This is a genomic window from Pseudomonas sp. MDT2-39-1, assembly GCF_054898085.1.
This window is the reverse complement of record NZ_CM142716.1, coordinates 1293229-1309164: the sequence shown is the minus strand read 5'-3', so window position 1 is coordinate 1309164 and position 15936 is coordinate 1293229. Positions and strand designations below refer to the sequence as shown.

Genomic DNA, 15936 nt, shown 5'->3' with positions numbered 1-15936 from the left:
TGATAACATCCGGCGTTTTCCGAGGCAGTCCCACGGGGTTGTCTTTACTGCGCAAATCCATGGTTCATCTTGTTGATTTGTCGTAAGTCGGTGCATGGCACTCAGCCTGCAGCGGCGAGCTTCGTTCGTCCCATATGGATGTGACGAGGTTTCACCAGAAAAAGGAATCGAGCTTCTCATGGGCGAACTGGCCAAAGAAATCCTCCCGGTCAATATCGAAGACGAGCTGAAGCAGTCCTACCTCGACTACGCGATGAGCGTAATCGTCGGGCGGGCCCTGCCGGATGCGCGCGATGGCTTGAAGCCCGTGCACCGGCGTGTGCTGTTCGCGATGAGCGAGCTGGGCAACGACTTCAACAAGCCGTACAAGAAATCTGCCCGTGTTGTCGGTGACGTGATCGGTAAGTATCACCCTCACGGTGATACCGCGGTGTACGACACCATCGTTCGGATGGCACAGCCATTCTCGCTGCGCTACCTGCTGGTAGACGGTCAGGGCAACTTCGGTTCCGTGGACGGCGACAACGCCGCCGCCATGCGATACACCGAAGTGCGCATGACCAAGCTGGCGCACGAGCTGCTGGCTGACCTGCATAAAGAAACCGTGGACTGGGTGCCGAACTACGACGGCACCGAAATGATCCCGGCGGTCATGCCGACCCGTATTCCCAACCTTTTGGTCAACGGCTCCAGCGGTATCGCCGTGGGCATGGCGACCAACATCCCGCCGCACAACCTCGGTGAAGTCATCGACGGTTGCCTGGCCCTCATCGACAACCCTGAGTTGACCATCGATGAGCTGATGCAATACATCCCGGGTCCGGACTTCCCGACCGCCGCGATCATCAACGGTCGCGCCGGCATCATCGAAGCCTACCGCACCGGTCGCGGGCGCATTTACATGCGCGCCCGCTCGATGATCGAAGACATTGACAAGGTCGGTGGCCGTCAGCAGATCGTCATCACCGAACTCCCTTACCAGCTGAACAAGGCCCGTCTGATCGAGAAGATCGCCGAGCTGGTAAAAGAGAAGAAGCTCGAAGGCATCACTGAACTGCGCGACGAGTCCGACAAGGACGGTATGCGCGTCGTGATCGAGCTGCGTCGCGGCGAAGTGCCTGAGGTAATCCTCAACAACCTCTACGCCCAGACCCAGCTGCAAGCCGTATTCGGTATCAACATCGTTGCGCTGATCGACGGCCGTCCGCGGATCCTGAACCTCAAGGACCTGCTGGAAGCCTTCGTTCGTCACCGTCGCGAAGTCGTTACCCGCCGTACCGTGTTCGAACTGCGTAAAGCACGCGAACGTGGTCACATCCTGGAAGGTCAAGCGGTTGCCCTGTCGAACATCGACCCGGTCATCGCCCTGATCAAGGCGTCGCCGACGCCGTCGGAAGCCAAGGAAGCGCTGATCAAGACTGCGTGGGAATCTTCCGCCGTAGTCGCAATGGTTGAGCGTGCTGGCGCCGACTCTTGCCGTCCAGAGACCCTGGACGAGCAATACGGTCTGCGCGAAGGCAAGTACTTCCTGTCGCCGGAACAGGCGCAAGCCATTCTGGAACTGCGTCTGCACCGTCTGACCGGTCTGGAACACGAAAAGCTGCTGGCCGAGTATCAAGAGATCCTCAACCAGATCGGCGAACTGATCCGCATCCTCAGCAGCGCCACGCGCCTGATGGAAGTGATCCGCGAAGAGCTGGAAGTGATCCGTGCCGAATACGGCGACGTGCGTCGCACCGAGATTCTCGATGCCCGTCTCGACCTGACCCTGGGTGACATGATCCCGGAAGAAGAGCGCGTCGTGACCATTTCCCACGGTGGCTACGCCAAGACCCAGCCATTGGCTGCGTACCAGGCTCAGCGTCGTGGCGGTAAAGGCAAATCGGCTACCGGCGTCAAGGATGAGGACTACATTGCTCACCTGCTGGTCGCCAACAGCCACACCACGCTGCTGCTGTTCTCCAGCAAAGGCAAAGTGTACTGGCTGAAAACCTATGAAATTCCGGAAGCGTCTCGTGCTGCCCGTGGACGTCCGCTGGTCAACCTGCTGCCGCTGGACAGTGATGAATACATCACCACCATGCTGCCGGTCGAGGAATACACCGAAGGTCACTTCATCTTCATGGCCACTGCCAAAGGCACCGTGAAGAAGACCCCGCTGGAATCCTTCAGCCGTCAACGCAGCGTGGGCCTGATCGCGCTGGAGCTGGACGAAGGTGACGTACTGATTTCTGCCGCCATTACCGATGGTGAGCGCGAAGTCATGCTGTTCTCCGACGGCGGCAAGGTCACTCGCTTCAAGGAAACCGACGTTCGCGCCATGGGCCGTACCGCTCGCGGTGTCCGCGGCATGCGTCTGCCGGAAGGCCAGAAGCTGATTTCCATGCTGATCCCGGAAGAAGGCAGCGAGATCCTCACGGCTTCGGCCCGTGGTTTCGGCAAGCGCACGGCGATCTCCGAGTTCCCTGAGTACAAACGTGGTGGTCAGGGCGTTATCGCCATGGTCAGCAACGACCGTAACGGCCGTTTGGTCGGTGCAGTCCAGGTGCTCGACGGCGAGGAAATCATGCTGATTTCCGACCAGGGCACCCTGGTTCGTACCCGAGTCGACGAAGTCTCCAGCCTGGGTCGTAACACCCAGGGCGTAACCCTGATCAAACTGGCCAGTGATGAAACGCTGGTCGGTCTGGAACGGGTTCAGGAGCCGTCGGAAGTCGAAGGCGAAGAGCTGGAAGGTGAAGAGGATGCGGTGTTCGACGGCGAAGTCGTGATCGACGACGTTGTTGAAGACCAGCAACTCGACGCCGCAGCCGACGAAGAACCGCAGGAATAAGCGGGCAAGCAGGGGGCGGATGAAAATTCGCCCCCTTGTTGTTTGTCCCTGTTGAAAATATCGACACCCACGAAGATCCCTTGTGGGAGCGGGCTTGCTCGCGAAGACGGACTGACATTCACCACAAATGTCTCCTGTTACACCGCTTTCGCGAGCAAGCTCGCTCCCACATTGGATTTGTGTCGATTGATATGTTTGCATGACCCACCAAATCAGAGCGAGATTGGATGTGAGCAAGAGAGCCTATAACTTCTGTGCCGGTCCTGCGGCACTTCCCGAAGCTGTCCTGCAGCGCGCCCAGGGTGAACTCCTTGATTGGCACGGCAAGGGTCTTTCAGTCATGGAAATGAGCCATCGCAGTGATGAGTTCGTGTCCATCGCCACCAAGGCCGAGCAGGATCTGCGTGATCTGCTGAATATCCCCTCGAACTATAAAGTGCTGTTTCTGCAAGGTGGCGCCAGCCAGCAATTTGCTCAGATCCCTCTGAACCTGTTGCCGGAAGGTGGCACTGCCGACTATATCGACACCGGTATCTGGTCGCAGAAAGCCATTGAAGAAGCCTCGCGCTACGGTCACGTCAATGTTGCCGCTACCGCCAAGCCATACGACTATTTCGCTATTCCCGGTCAGAACGAATGGAGCCTGTCTGCCGACGCGGCCTACGTTCACTACGCACCAAACGAAACCATCGGCGGCCTGGAATTCAATTGGGTCCCGGAAACCGGTGATGTCCCGCTGGTCGCCGACATGTCCTCTGACATCCTCTCTCGCCCGATCGATGTTTCGCGCTTCGGCATGATCTACGCCGGCGCACAGAAAAACATCGGCCCGAGCGGCATCGTCGTCAACATCGTTCGCGAAGACCTGTTGGGTCACGCCCGTTCCTTGTGCCCGACCATGCTCAATTACAAGGTCGCGGCCGATAACGGCTCGATGTACAACACACCGCCAACCCTGGCCTGGTATCTGTCCGGTCTGGTATTCGAGTGGCTGAAAGAGCAGGGTGGTGTTGAAGCCATCGGCAAACTCAACGAAGTGAAGCAGCGCACGCTGTACGATTTCATTGACGCCAGCGGCTTGTACAGCAACCCGATCAACAAGTCGGATCGCTCGTGGATGAACGTGCCGTTCCGCCTGGCTGACGATCGTCTCGACAAGCCATTCCTGGCAGGTGCCGAAGAACGTGGCCTGTTGAACCTCAAGGGTCACCGTTCCGTGGGTGGCATGCGTGCCTCCATCTATAACGCCGTCGACATCGTTGCGGTCAACGCACTGATTTCGTACATGGCAGAGTTCGAGAAGGAACACGGTTAATGTCTGAGCAAGAACTCAAGGCACTGCGCGTTCGCATTGATGCTCTGGACACCAAGGTCCTGGAGCTGATCAGTGAGCGCGCACGCTGCGCCCAGGAAGTTGCGCGAGTAAAGATGGCCTCGCTGGCCGAAGGCGAAGTGCCGGTGTTCTATCGTCCTGAGCGTGAAGCTCAGGTGCTCAAGCGCGTGATGGAGCGTAACCAGGGGCCGCTGGGCAACGAAGAGATGGCGCGTTTGTTCCGCGAAATCATGTCCTCGTGCCTGGCCCTCGAACAGCCGTTGAAAGTGGCGTACCTCGGCCCTGAAGGCACCTTCACCCAAGCCGCGGCCATGAAGCACTTCGGTCACGCCGTGATCAGCAAGCCGATGGCGGCAATCGACGAAGTGTTCCGCGAAGTGGCGGCCGGTGCGGTGAACTTTGGCGTGGTCCCGGTGGAGAACTCCACCGAAGGCGCGGTCAACCACACCCTCGACAGCTTCCTTGAACACGACATGGTGATCTGTGGCGAAGTCGAGTTGCGGATTCACCACCACTTGCTGGTCGGCGAAAACACCAAGACTGACAGCATCAGCCGCATCTATTCCCACGCCCAGTCGCTGGCCCAGTGCCGCAAATGGCTGGACGCGCATTACCCGAATGTCGAGCGCGTGGCGGTGTCCAGCAACGCCGAAGCGGCCAAGCGGGTCAAGGGTGAGTGGAACTCGGCGGCGATTGCCGGCGACATGGCCGCTGGCTTGTACGGGCTGACCCGTCTGGCCGAGAAAATCGAGGATCGCCCGGACAACTCCACACGCTTCCTGATGATCGGCAGCCAGGAAGTGCCACCGACCGGCGACGACAAGACCTCGATCATCGTCTCCATGAGCAACAAGCCCGGTGCGCTCCACGAGTTGCTGGTGCCGTTCCACGACAACGGCATCGACCTGACGCGAATCGAGACGCGTCCGTCGCGCAGCGGTAAATGGACCTACGTGTTCTTCATCGACTTCGTCGGCCACCACCGTGATCCGTTGATCAAAGGTGTATTGGAAAAGATCAGTCAGGAAGCAGTGGCACTCAAAGTGCTGGGTTCCTACCCGAAAGCAGTTCTCTAAGGGGTAGCAAATGAGTGGTGACTTCCTCGCTCTGGCACAGCCGGGCGTGCAACAACTTTCGCCTTACGTACCGGGCAAACCCGTGGACGAACTGGCGCGCGAGCTGAACATCGATCCGGCCAAAATCATCAAGCTGGCCAGCAATGAAAACCCGTTGGGCGCCAGTCCGAAGGCGCTGGCGGCCATTCGCGAAGAACTGGCCGAGCTGACCCGCTATCCGGACGGCAACGGTTTTGCGCTCAAGACCCTGCTGGCCGAGCAATGCCGCGTCGAGCTGAATCAGGTGACGCTGGGCAATGGTTCCAACGACATTCTGGAGCTGGTTGCGCGTGCTTATCTGGCGCCGGGCTTGAACGCCGTGTTCAGCGAGCACGCGTTTGCGGTCTATCCGATCGTGACCCAAGCCGTCGGCGCCCAGGCAAAAGTGATCCCGGCCAAAGACTGGGGTCATGATCTGTCGGCCATGCTGGCCGCGATCGATGCCGATACCCGTGTGGTCTTCATCGCCAACCCGAACAACCCGACCGGGACCTGGTTCGACGCCGAAGCGCTGGACGAATTCCTGCAGGATGTACCGGAGCACGTGCTGGTGGTGCTGGACGAGGCCTACATCGAATACGCCGAAGGCAGCGACTTGCCGGATGGCCTGGACTATCTGGCGGCTTACCCGAACCTGCTGGTTTCGCGCACCTTCTCCAAGGCCTACGGTCTGGCGGCGTTGCGGGTCGGTTATGGCTTGTCCACTGCGGTGGTCGCGGATGTGCTGAACCGCGTGCGTCAGCCGTTCAACGTTAATAGCCTGGCCCTGGCCGCGGCGTGCGCTGCGCTGCAAGACACCGAGTACCTGGCTGAAAGCCGTCGCCTGAACGAATCCGGCATGCAGCAACTGCAAGCGGGTTTTCGTGAGTTGGGGTTGAGCTGGATTCCGTCCAAGGGCAACTTCATCTGCGTCGATCTGGGGCAAGTGGCGGCGCCGGTCTTCCAGGGTTTGCTGCGCGAAGGCGTGATCGTGCGTCCGGTGGCCAACTATGGCATGCCGAATCACTTGCGCATCACCATCGGTCTGCCGGCAGAAAACAGCCGCTTCCTCGAAGCGCTGACCAAGGTTTTGGCTCGTGGTTGATGTCACTGCACTGCCATCTGCTGAACCTATGATCGGTCGCCTGGTGGTGGTCGGTCTTGGGCTGATCGGTGGTTCGTTTGCCAAGGGTTTGCGTGAAAGCGGTCTGTGCCGCGAAGTGGTCGGGGTCGATCTCGACCCGCAGTCGCGCAAACTGGCGGTTGAGTTGGGTGTGGTGGATCGCTGCGAAGAAGACCTGGCCGTTGCTTGCCAGGGCGCCGACGTCATTCAACTCGCCGTGCCAATCCTTGCCATGGAAAAAATGCTCGGCCGATTGGCCGCCATGGACCTGGGGCAAGCGATTCTGACCGACGTCGGCAGCGCCAAGGGCAACGTGGTGCGTGCGGCAACTGAGGCGTTTGGCGGCATGCCGTCGCGTTTCGTGCCGGGGCATCCGATTGCCGGCTCCGAGCAGAGCGGGGTGGAAGCCTCCAACGCCGAGCTGTTCCGTCGCCATAAAGTGATTCTGACGCCGCTTGATCAAACTGATCCGGCAGCCCTGGCAGTGGTCGACCGGTTGTGGCGCGAATTGGGCGCCGATGTCGAGCACATGCAGGTCGAGCGTCACGACGAAGTGTTGGCGGCGACCAGCCATTTGCCGCACTTGTTGGCGTTCGGTCTGGTCGATTCGTTGGCCAAGCGCAATGAAAACCTTGAGATCTTCCGTTACGCTGCCGGCGGTTTCCGCGATTTCACAAGAATCGCGGGTAGCGATCCGGTCATGTGGCACGACATCTTCCTCGCCAACCGCGAAGCTGTCCTGCGCACACTCGATACATTTCGCAGCGACCTCGACGCCTTGCGCGACGCGGTCGATGCAGGGGATGGGCACCAATTGTTGGGCGTGTTCACTCGCGCCCGGGTTGCCCGCGAACATTTCAGTAAAATCCTGGCACGCCGGGCTTATGTGGACGCTATGAACTCCAACGACCTGATTTTCCTGGCACAACCTGGTGGCCGCCTGACTGGGCGGATTCGTGTACCGGGCGATAAATCGATTTCCCACCGTTCGATCATGCTCGGCTCCCTGGCCGAAGGCGTCACCGAAGTCGAAGGCTTCCTCGAGGGCGAAGACGCTCTGGCGACCTTGCAAGCCTTTCGCGACATGGGCGTCGTGATCGAAGGTCCGCACCATGGCCGCGTGACCATTCATGGTGTCGGCCTGCATGGCTTGAAGCCCGCGCCGGGTCCGATCTATCTGGGCAACTCCGGCACCTCGATGCGTCTGCTGTCGGGCCTGCTCGCTGCGCAGGACTTCGACAGCACGCTGACCGGCGATGCTTCGCTGTCCAAGCGTCCGATGAATCGCGTGGCCAATCCGCTGCGTGAAATGGGCGCCGTGATCGAGACCGCCGCCGAGGGTCGTCCGCCGATGACCATCCGTGGCGGCAACAAGCTCAAAGGCCTGACTTACACCATGCCGATGGCCAGTGCCCAGGTTAAATCCTGCCTGCTGCTGGCTGGCCTGTACGCCGAAGGCAAGACCACTGTTACCGAGCCGGCTCCGACTCGCGATCACACCGAGCGCATGCTGCGTGGCTTCGGCTACCCGGTCAGTGTCAACGGTGCTACCGCTTCGGTCGAATCCGGCCACAAGCTGACGGCGACCCACATTGAAGTACCGGGCGATATTTCTTCTTCCGCGTTCTTCCTGGTCGCCGCGTCGATCGCCGAAGGTTCGGAACTGGTGCTTGAGCATGTCGGCATCAACCCGACCCGTACCGGCGTGATCGACATTCTGCGTTTGATGGGGGCTGACATTACCCTGGAAAACCAGCGTGAAGTCGGCGGCGAGCCTGTGGCTGACCTGCGCGTACGTGCAGCTAAACTCAAGGGTGTCGAGATTCCCGAAGCGCTGGTTCCGCTGGCCATCGACGAATTCCCGGTGCTGTTCGTGGCTGCGGCCTGTGCCGAAGGGCGTACCGTATTGCGCGGCGCCGAGGAACTGCGAGTCAAGGAGTCTGATCGTATCCAGGTCATGGCCGATGGCTTGTTGGCGCTGGGCGTCAAATGCGAACCGACCCCGGACGGCATTATCATCGACGGCGGCCTGATCGGCGGCGGCGAAGTGCACGGGCACGGCGATCACCGGATCGCCATGGCCTTCAGCGTTGCTTCGCTGCGCGCCACTGCACCGATTCGCATCCATGATTGTGCCAACGTCGCGACGTCGTTCCCGAACTTCCTCGCGCTGTGCGCTCAGGTCGGTATCCGTGTTGCACAAGAGGCTCAGTCGTGAATATCAAGCCACCGGTCATCACCATCGACGGGCCTAGCGGCTCGGGCAAGGGCACTATTGCCGGGATTCTGGCCAAGCGCCTGGGCTGGTGCCTGCTGGACTCCGGTGCGCTGTACCGTCTGCTGGCATTCGCCGCGCGTAACCATGGCGTCGACCTGACCAATGAAGAGTCGCTCAAGCTTCTGGCCGCTCATCTGGACGTGCAGTTCGTCGGAGCGACGGAAGGTCATCCGCAGCGAATCATTCTTGAAGGTGACGATGTCACTGATGATTTGCGCAATGAACAGGTTGGCGCATGGGCCTCGCAAGTGGCCGCGTTGCCGGCGGTGCGCGACGCCTTGCTGCAGCGCCAGCGGGCGTTTCAGGAGGCGCCGGGTCTGGTAGCCGATGGTCGCGACATGGGCACGGTGGTTTTCCCCGATGCGCCGCTGAAGATATTCCTGACTGCCAGTGCCGAGGAGCGTGCTCGCCGTCGATACTTGCAGTTGAAGGGCAAAGTCGATGGTGTTAGTCTGTCGAGTCTGCTAGATGAGATACGTGCACGCGATGAGCGTGACACCCAGCGAGCGGTAGCCCCGCTCAAGCCGGCGGCTGACGCCATACAGCTGGATTCCACGGAATTATCCATCGATCAGGTGCTGGAACGCATCATGAGCGAGATCGCACTCCGCGATATCGCCGGGTGACCAAGAGACTTCGCAGGGGACCAGTCATAGTCCTGCGCTGTTTCTTTAAATGAACGTAACCCACGTCGTCTGGGATGTGGAGATGGGCGTATTCTTCGCCCTTATCATCAGGAATTAAAATGAGCGAAAGCTTTGCGGAACTCTTTGAAGAAAGCCTAAAAACCCTGAACCTTCAGGCAGGCTCCATCATCACCGGTGTTATCGTTGATATCGATTACCAAGCTCGCTGGGTAACCGTTCACGCTGGCCTGAAGTCTGAAGCACTCATCCCGCTTGAGCAGTTCTACAACGATGCTGGCGAACTGACTATCAACGTCGGTGACGAAGTTCACGTTGCTCTGGACTCGGTTGAAGACGGCTTTGGTGAAACCAAGCTGTCCCGTGAAAAAGCCAAGCGCGCTGAATGCTGGATTGTTCTGGAAGCAGCCTTCGCAGCCGAAGAAGTGGTCAAGGGCGTTATCAACGGTAAGGTTAAAGGCGGCTTCACTGTCGACGTTAACGGCATCCGTGCGTTCCTGCCAGGTTCTCTGGTTGACGTTCGTCCAGTGCGCGACACCACGCACCTGGAAGGCAAAGAGCTGGAATTCAAGGTCATCAAGCTTGACCAGAAACGCAACAACGTTGTCGTTTCCCGTCGTAGCGTCCTCGAAGCCGAGAACTCCGCTGAGCGTGAAGCTCTGCTGGAATCCCTGCAGGAAGGCCAACAAGTCAAAGGTATCGTCAAGAACCTCACCGATTACGGCGCATTCGTCGATCTGGGTGGCGTCGATGGCCTGCTGCACATTACCGACATGGCTTGGAAGCGTATCAAGCATCCTTCCGAAATCGTCAACGTTGGCGACGAGATCGATGTCAAGGTTCTGAAGTACGATCGCGAACGCAATCGTGTTTCCCTGGGCCTTAAGCAACTGGGCGAAGATCCATGGGTTGCTATCAAAGCCCGTTACCCAGAAAGCACTCGCGTTACCGCTCGTGTAACCAACCTGACCGACTACGGCTGCTTCGCTGAGCTGGAAGAAGGCGTTGAAGGTCTGGTACACGTTTCCGAAATGGACTGGACCAACAAAAACATCCACCCTTCGAAAGTCGTACAAGTCGGCGACGAAGTGGAAGTTATGGTTCTGGACATCGACGAAGAGCGTCGTCGTATCTCCCTCGGCATCAAACAGTGCAAATCTAACCCATGGGAAGATTTCTCTGGCCAGTTCAACAAGGGCGATAAAATCTCCGGCACCATCAAGTCGATCACCGATTTCGGTATCTTCATTGGTCTGGACGGCGGCATCGACGGTCTGGTTCACCTGTCCGACATCTCCTGGAACGAAGTGGGCGAAGAAGCCGTTCGCCGCTTCAAGAAGGGCGACGAGCTGGACACCGTTATCCTGTCGGTTGACCCAGAGCGCGAGCGCATCTCCCTGGGTATCAAGCAACTGGAAAGCGATCCGTTCTCCGAGTACGTTCAAGAGAACGACAAAGGCGCAATCGTTAAAGGCATCGTGAAAGAAGTTGACGCTAAAGGCGCCATCATCACTCTGGCCGACGATATCGAAGCGACTCTGAAAGCCTCTGAAATCAGCCGTGACCGCGTTGAAGACGCGCGCAACGTTCTGAAAGAAGGCCAGGAAGTAGAAGCCAAGATCATCAGCGTTGACCGCAAGAGCCGTGTAATCCAGCTCTCCATCAAGTCGAAAGACGATGCTGAAGAGAAAGAAGCAATCCAAAGCCTGCGCGACAAGCCAGCTTCGGATGCTCCTGCTGCTGGTCCTACCACTCTGGGCGACCTGTTGCGTGCACAAATGGAAAAACAGAACTAAGTTCTGTCAGACCATACAAAAAGGGCGACTTCGGTCGCCCTTTTTTGTGCCTGCGATTTAGTGATTCTGATGGTCACGCGGAGCTGCAATTGAATGCCGTGAAACCAATCCTCCCGACAAGTTGTCTCTTTCTTTAATAGGATCAATCGTTTATTTACAGCTAGTCTCTAGCCTGAAGCGAACGACAGTACTGGCGGCGTGCCTGGCCTAGGAAGCGAATGAACAAGCTCATTGCCGTAATAGCAGTACTGACATTGGCGGGTTGTACCACTAGTGCCAAAACTCACGCGGTGCGTGGGGTCAGTGGTATCGAGATCGATTGTTCGGGCCTGGGGTCGGGATGGGAGAAGTGTCGCAAGCGAGCGAGCAAGGAGTGCAAAGCGGCGGGCTACAAAGTTGTAGCCAGGTCCGATGATGCCAAAGAAGAGGATGAGTACCCTTTTGGCTTCAACCCCGCGGGCTATCTGACGCGCACCATGCTGGTTATCTGTAGATGAGGGCGAGAGTGCACGATCAGTGTTCCGCTGCTCTGGAATAGGGCATCTCATTGCTAGTGGAAAACGTCAAAAACTCGGGCTGTTCAAATTGATCCGGGCGTGCTAAAACCTTTGAAGCGCTGATCTAGCTGCTTGAAAAAGAAGGGAAAAATATGACGAAGTCGGAGTTGATCGAACGAATTGTCACCCATCAAGGGCTACTCTCATCCAAGGATGTGGAGCTGGCCATCAAGACCATGCTTGAACAAATGTCCCAATGCCTGGCCACCGGTGATCGGATTGAGATCCGTGGGTTTGGCAGCTTCTCCTTGCACTACCGCGCGCCGCGCGTAGGTCGCAATCCAAAAACCGGTCAGTCCGTCAGCCTCGACGGCAAGTTCGTGCCGCATTTCAAGCCGGGCAAGGAATTGCGTGATCGCGTGAACGAAGAGGAGGAGAATGAAATCTGAATTGGCGGAAGGAAAGTGGCGGTGAGAAAGCTTAAGCGTCTAGTGCTGTTACTCGTGGCATTGTTGGTTGCCCTGACCACGGTCGTTTTCGTGCTTGAAAATCAGCAATCTGTCATAATCACTTTGTTCGGTTGGTCTAGCTCGCCGGTTTCTGCATCGCTCTGTTTGGTTGTCGCACTATTAGTGGGGATGATCATTGGGCCATTGTTGACTGTGGTGCTTCGCACCAGACGCAAGGTAAATATCACACAGGATATTTAATTAATAGTTTGCGCTGTGGTCTCTAAAATAAACGGGTTGATTGAAGTGTATGCGAGAAAATAATTCAGGTAATCAAAGCTTTAGTGAAATAGATTTATACGATTTGTTACGAGGGATTTGGATACAGCGTTGGCTGGTTCTCATTATTGCTGGCGCGGTCACTTTGGCTTCAGGTGTTTATGCTTTTTTAAGCGATCCTGTCTACGAGGCTCGAGCTTATGTCCTGCCTCCGACTCAAAACGATATTGAAAATTTTAACTACGGACGAACAGAACAGTCGGGTATGAAGCTTTACACGGTCAAGGATATCTACTCCGTATTTACTCGTAATCTTCAGTCGGAGTCACTGCGGTATAAGTTTTTTATTGATGTTTACATCCCGTCATTGAGTGAATCCGATCGGCAGAGATCGTATGACTCCTTGTATCGACAGTTTTCAGCTGAACTAACGACTACTCAGCCAAACAAGGATTTTGTCGAGCGATTCTCAGTTGCTGTCCAGAGCGGACAAGCTGCTCAAGTGGCAGAGTGGCTTCGTCTTTATATTGATCGAGTAGGCGAAACGACAAAAAAAGAACTGATCAAGAACCAGTCCAAAGAAGCCGAGGTGCGTGCGCGGAATATCGAGAAACAGATAGCAATGTTGCGCGAAAATGCGGCCAAGGAAAGGAATGATACCGTTCTCCAGTTGCATGAAGCCGAGAAAGTTGCTGGTGCGATCGGCCTGCAAAATCATCTGGTGGTGTCCGGGAGTGTAGCGGGGGATATGTCGGGTGCTGTTGATCCGCGCCTGATTTATCTGCGAGGGACGAAGGCGCTGGAGGCTGAGGTTAAAAACTTGCAGGCGCGCGAATCTGACGATGCTTTTATTGGTGATTTGCGTAAGCTGCAAACCCAATATGATTTTTATAAGGGGCTCGGAGTCAAGGCGGAGGATGTGGCCGTTTATCAACTTGATGGTGTAATTAAGGCACCGGATGCTCCCATTAAACCTAGAAAAGCATTGATTCTCGTCTTTGGGTTGGTCTTGGGGCTGATGTTGGGCGTGATTTTCGGTGTTATACGTCTGTTTTGGAATGAAAGAGAAAAGCAATCTGTATCGCGCTGACAGATTCGTTGTTAAGGATGAAGGCGGATTTTTGCGATACGTCAATACTTGACGTTCGCAAAAAACAGAGTGCAACACATGCCCTTTCTGTGCGGTTTTGCCTCTACCTATAACGATCAGCTTCGAATAGCACCGTCACATTCAACTCGGCCATGTTCAAGGTTTTCTTCAGTGAACCTGTTTGGTCAATCAGGCGCTATCGACATTAAACCGTGGGCTTGGGCGCCGAGAGACGCCTGGTGCAGCTGCCAGGTGCATGCGGGCGGGTATACTCGGGTACGTGTTTCGCTCATCGTGTCCGGTCATTTCGCTAACAATGTGACTGATCGTTTCACTCCATTTTGCGGGCAGTCCGCCAGCTATTGTCTGGCCGGTTCGTCCAGACGTACAGCTTCTGGCGAAGCTGGTAGCGGAAAAATCCATTGGTTTACAATCAATAGCTTAAAAGCCCTGTCGGCGGGTACCAGGCATCATAGTACCTTGTCCAGGGACGCCCGATATCGCAACGAAACCCGGCGGGTCCGCTGAGTATCTAGGTTTGCGCCATTCGCGGTTGCTAGTATGCTTTGCGGTTTCCATGCGTGGAACAGAAGGAATGACTGGTATTTACTGCGGTGAGGCGATGAGGCATGGCGTTCAGCGAGGCATGAATCAAGCAGGTATTGGCCGTGATTCTGCGCACTTAACAAGAAAAGGCACCTGCCCTGCTGGTGTTGTATAGTGAACGTATCGACAGGCTCATACGCTGCTTGTGTAGGTGGTCGATTGGCGTAAAAATTTTGCGGTCGCCGTCGGCAAATCAACGAACGATGGCTGAATCATGGATGCGACCATTAGTGACAAGTACATGCAAATGAGTATTTACAAGGCAGACCACCACCCAGCCACTCCTCAGAAAAGTGCCTGGTATCTCGTGCAGTGCAAACCTCGACAGGATGAGCGTGCGGAAGAGCACTTGACTCGTCAAGGTTATGAATGCAATCGTCCCGTTTGTCGCCGCGAGCGAACCGTGCGCGGACAACGAACGTATTTGCAAGAGTCGTTGTTCCCCGGCTACCTGTTCATCAACCTTCCTGACGAAAGCAATTGGGCTCCTTTGCGTTCGACCCGAGGTGTTAACCGTGTGGTCAGTTTTGGTGGCAAACCTTTGGCTGTAAGCCAGGATCTCATCACCCAATTGCAGAATCGAGTTGAGAACTCTAAACCCGCATTCATCGCAGGAGAACGCGTTCAAATTCTTGAAGGAGGGTTGGGCGCCCTAGATGCTATTTTTATGTCAGCGGACGGCGAGGAACGCGTAATATTATTGGTTAATCTGCTCCATCGTCAGCAAACGGTGAGCATTCCCCTTATGAACGTTTCCGCGTTTTAATGATTTAGAGGGGATGCGGACATTGCAAGCTCTACGTTCTCAGGAAACCGACGTCAAATCCTGGGGCGGTAGCGTGTCTTATGATCGTGATGTGTTTTGGGCCTTGGTGAGCGCTCCTTGTGTTGGCAGCGATAGGCCTTTACTTAATATTCAAAGGTAAAAGTAAGTGAAAAAAGTACTAGTGACTGGAGCCGATGGATTTATTGGTTCTCACCTGACCGAATTGTTGGTTCGAGAAGGCTATGAGGTTAAGGCGCTGTCCCAATATAACTCTTTTAACTATTGGGGTTGGTTGGAAGATGTCGAGTGTCTAAAAAACATCGAAGTGCTGAGTGGCGATGTGAGAGATCCGCATTACTGCAAGCATATCACCAAGGATGTTGATCTCGTTTTCCATCTGGCAGCATTAATCGCTATTCCGTATTCGTACGTTGCGCCTGACAGCTATGTTGATACCAATATCAAAGGCACTCTGAATATTTGCAAGGCTGCTTTAGATAACGGTGTTCAACGAGTTATCCATACCTCTACCAGTGAGGTGTATGGAACGGCTCAATATGTACCCATAGATGAAAAGCATCCACTGCAGGCACAGTCACCTTATAGCGCGTCTAAAATAGGTGCAGATGCAATGGCAATGAGCTTTTTCAATGCGTTTGATTTGCCGCTGACCATTGCGCGTCCTTTCAATACCTATGGTCCAAGGCAATCGGCAAGAGCAGTGATCCCGACAATTATTACTCAGATTGCCAGCGGCAAGAAAAAAATCAAATTGGGTGATGTAAGTCCGACCAGAGATTTCAACTACGTTGCCGATACATGCCGAGGATTTCTCGAATTGGCGCGGTGTGAGAAGGCTGTTGGTGAAACAGTCAATATCGGTTCGAATTATGAGATTTCGGTCGGAGATACCCTCCATCTAATTCGAGAGTTGATGGGCAGTGATGTAGAGTTTTTGACCGATGATCAGCGTATTCGTCCAGAGAAGTCAGAGGTGTTTCGTCTTTGGTGCGATAATACGAAGATCAACAATCTCACTGGTTTCAAGCCGCAGTACTCTATTCGCCAAGGGTTGCAGGAAACTATCGACTGGTTGTCACGACCTGAAAATCTGACCAAATACAAAGCTGATATTTATAACGTTTGAG

The 15936-nt window shown here is 55.8% G+C and carries 13 protein-coding genes; all 13 read left to right on the top strand.

All coding sequences use genetic code 11. From position 1 onward, the window contains the following. Positions 1-178 precede the first annotated feature (178 nt). A complete protein-coding gene (gyrA, locus tag ACYZTM_RS06495; protein WP_461987718.1) occupies positions 179-2833 on the top strand; it encodes a DNA gyrase subunit A in 2655 nt (884 codons plus the stop codon). A 229-nt stretch (positions 2834-3062) separates the two neighbouring features. Next, positions 3063-4148, top strand: coding sequence for a 3-phosphoserine/phosphohydroxythreonine transaminase (serC, locus tag ACYZTM_RS06490; protein WP_461987716.1), 1086 nt, complete (start codon positions 3063-3065; stop codon positions 4146-4148). Next, positions 4148-5242 (top strand): prephenate dehydratase, encoded by a 1095-nt coding sequence (gene pheA, locus ACYZTM_RS06485; protein ID WP_028620536.1) that lies wholly within the window; start codon positions 4148-4150, stop codon positions 5240-5242. Before serC ends, pheA begins: the two co-directional genes overlap by 1 nt. Before the next feature lie 10 nt (positions 5243-5252). Further along, the gene (gene hisC, locus ACYZTM_RS06480; RefSeq protein WP_461987714.1) at positions 5253-6365 is read left to right on the top strand and encodes a histidinol-phosphate transaminase; all 1113 of its coding nucleotides are present in this window, start codon (positions 5253-5255) and stop codon (positions 6363-6365) included. 28 nt (positions 6366-6393) lie between these two features. After that, positions 6394-8601: a bifunctional prephenate dehydrogenase/3-phosphoshikimate 1-carboxyvinyltransferase gene (locus tag ACYZTM_RS06475; protein ID WP_461989107.1), complete on the top strand. Its 2208-nt coding sequence runs from the start codon at positions 6394-6396 to the stop codon at positions 8599-8601. After that, positions 8598-9287, top strand: coding sequence for a (d)CMP kinase (cmk, locus tag ACYZTM_RS06470; protein WP_461987712.1), 690 nt, complete (start codon positions 8598-8600; stop codon positions 9285-9287). Before ACYZTM_RS06475 ends, cmk begins: the two co-directional genes overlap by 4 nt. Positions 9288-9406: 119 nt before the next feature. Continuing rightward, a complete protein-coding gene (gene rpsA / locus ACYZTM_RS06465) occupies positions 9407-11101 on the top strand; it encodes a 30S ribosomal protein S1 (RefSeq protein WP_131061368.1) in 1695 nt (564 codons plus the stop codon). A 218-nt stretch (positions 11102-11319) separates the two neighbouring features. Beyond that, a complete protein-coding gene (locus ACYZTM_RS06460; protein ID WP_461987709.1) occupies positions 11320-11598 on the top strand; it encodes a hypothetical protein in 279 nt (92 codons plus the stop codon). Between the two features lie 152 nt (positions 11599-11750). After that, complete coding sequence (ihfB, locus tag ACYZTM_RS06455) at positions 11751-12047, top strand: integration host factor subunit beta (protein WP_461987707.1); 297 nt, start codon at positions 11751-11753, stop codon at positions 12045-12047. A 15-nt stretch (positions 12048-12062) separates the two neighbouring features. Then, complete coding sequence (locus ACYZTM_RS06450; protein ID WP_461987705.1) at positions 12063-12308, top strand: lipopolysaccharide assembly protein LapA domain-containing protein; 246 nt, start codon at positions 12063-12065, stop codon at positions 12306-12308. A 49-nt stretch (positions 12309-12357) separates the two neighbouring features. Beyond that, entirely contained in the window at positions 12358-13416 is a 1059-nt protein-coding gene (locus ACYZTM_RS06445) for an LPS O-antigen chain length determinant protein WzzB (RefSeq protein WP_461987703.1), read from the top strand. Positions 13417-14269: 853 nt separating this feature from the next. Next, positions 14270-14788 carry a transcription/translation regulatory transformer protein RfaH gene (rfaH, locus tag ACYZTM_RS06440; RefSeq protein ID WP_461989106.1) on the top strand — a complete coding sequence of 173 codons (519 nt, stop codon included), beginning with the start codon at positions 14270-14272 and terminating at the stop codon, positions 14786-14788. Between the two features lie 166 nt (positions 14789-14954). Then, positions 14955-15935, top strand: coding sequence for an NAD-dependent 4,6-dehydratase LegB (locus ACYZTM_RS06435; RefSeq protein ID WP_461987701.1), 981 nt, complete (start codon positions 14955-14957; stop codon positions 15933-15935). Position 15936 lies beyond the last annotated feature (1 nt).

Excerpts from the sequence above, each read along its gene's own strand:
- rpsA (WP_131061368.1), top strand. The coding sequence starts at position 9,407 with ATGAGCGAAAGCTTTGCGGAACTCTTTGAAGAAAGCCTAAAAACCCTG.
- ACYZTM_RS06445 (WP_461987703.1), top strand. The coding sequence starts at position 12,358 with ATGCGAGAAAATAATTCAGGTAATCAAAGCTTTAGTGAAATAGATTTA.
- ihfB (WP_461987707.1), top strand. The coding sequence starts at position 11,751 with ATGACGAAGTCGGAGTTGATCGAACGAATTGTCACCCATCAAGGGCTA.
- rfaH (WP_461989106.1), top strand. The coding sequence starts at position 14,270 with ATGAGTATTTACAAGGCAGACCACCACCCAGCCACTCCTCAGAAAAGT.
- gyrA (WP_461987718.1), top strand. The coding sequence starts at position 179 with ATGGGCGAACTGGCCAAAGAAATCCTCCCGGTCAATATCGAAGACGAG.
- ACYZTM_RS06460 (WP_461987709.1), top strand. The coding sequence starts at position 11,320 with ATGAACAAGCTCATTGCCGTAATAGCAGTACTGACATTGGCGGGTTGT.
- ACYZTM_RS06475 (WP_461989107.1), top strand. The coding sequence starts at position 6,394 with ATGATCGGTCGCCTGGTGGTGGTCGGTCTTGGGCTGATCGGTGGTTCG.
- hisC (WP_461987714.1), top strand. The coding sequence starts at position 5,253 with ATGAGTGGTGACTTCCTCGCTCTGGCACAGCCGGGCGTGCAACAACTT.
- pheA (WP_028620536.1), top strand. The coding sequence starts at position 4,148 with ATGTCTGAGCAAGAACTCAAGGCACTGCGCGTTCGCATTGATGCTCTG.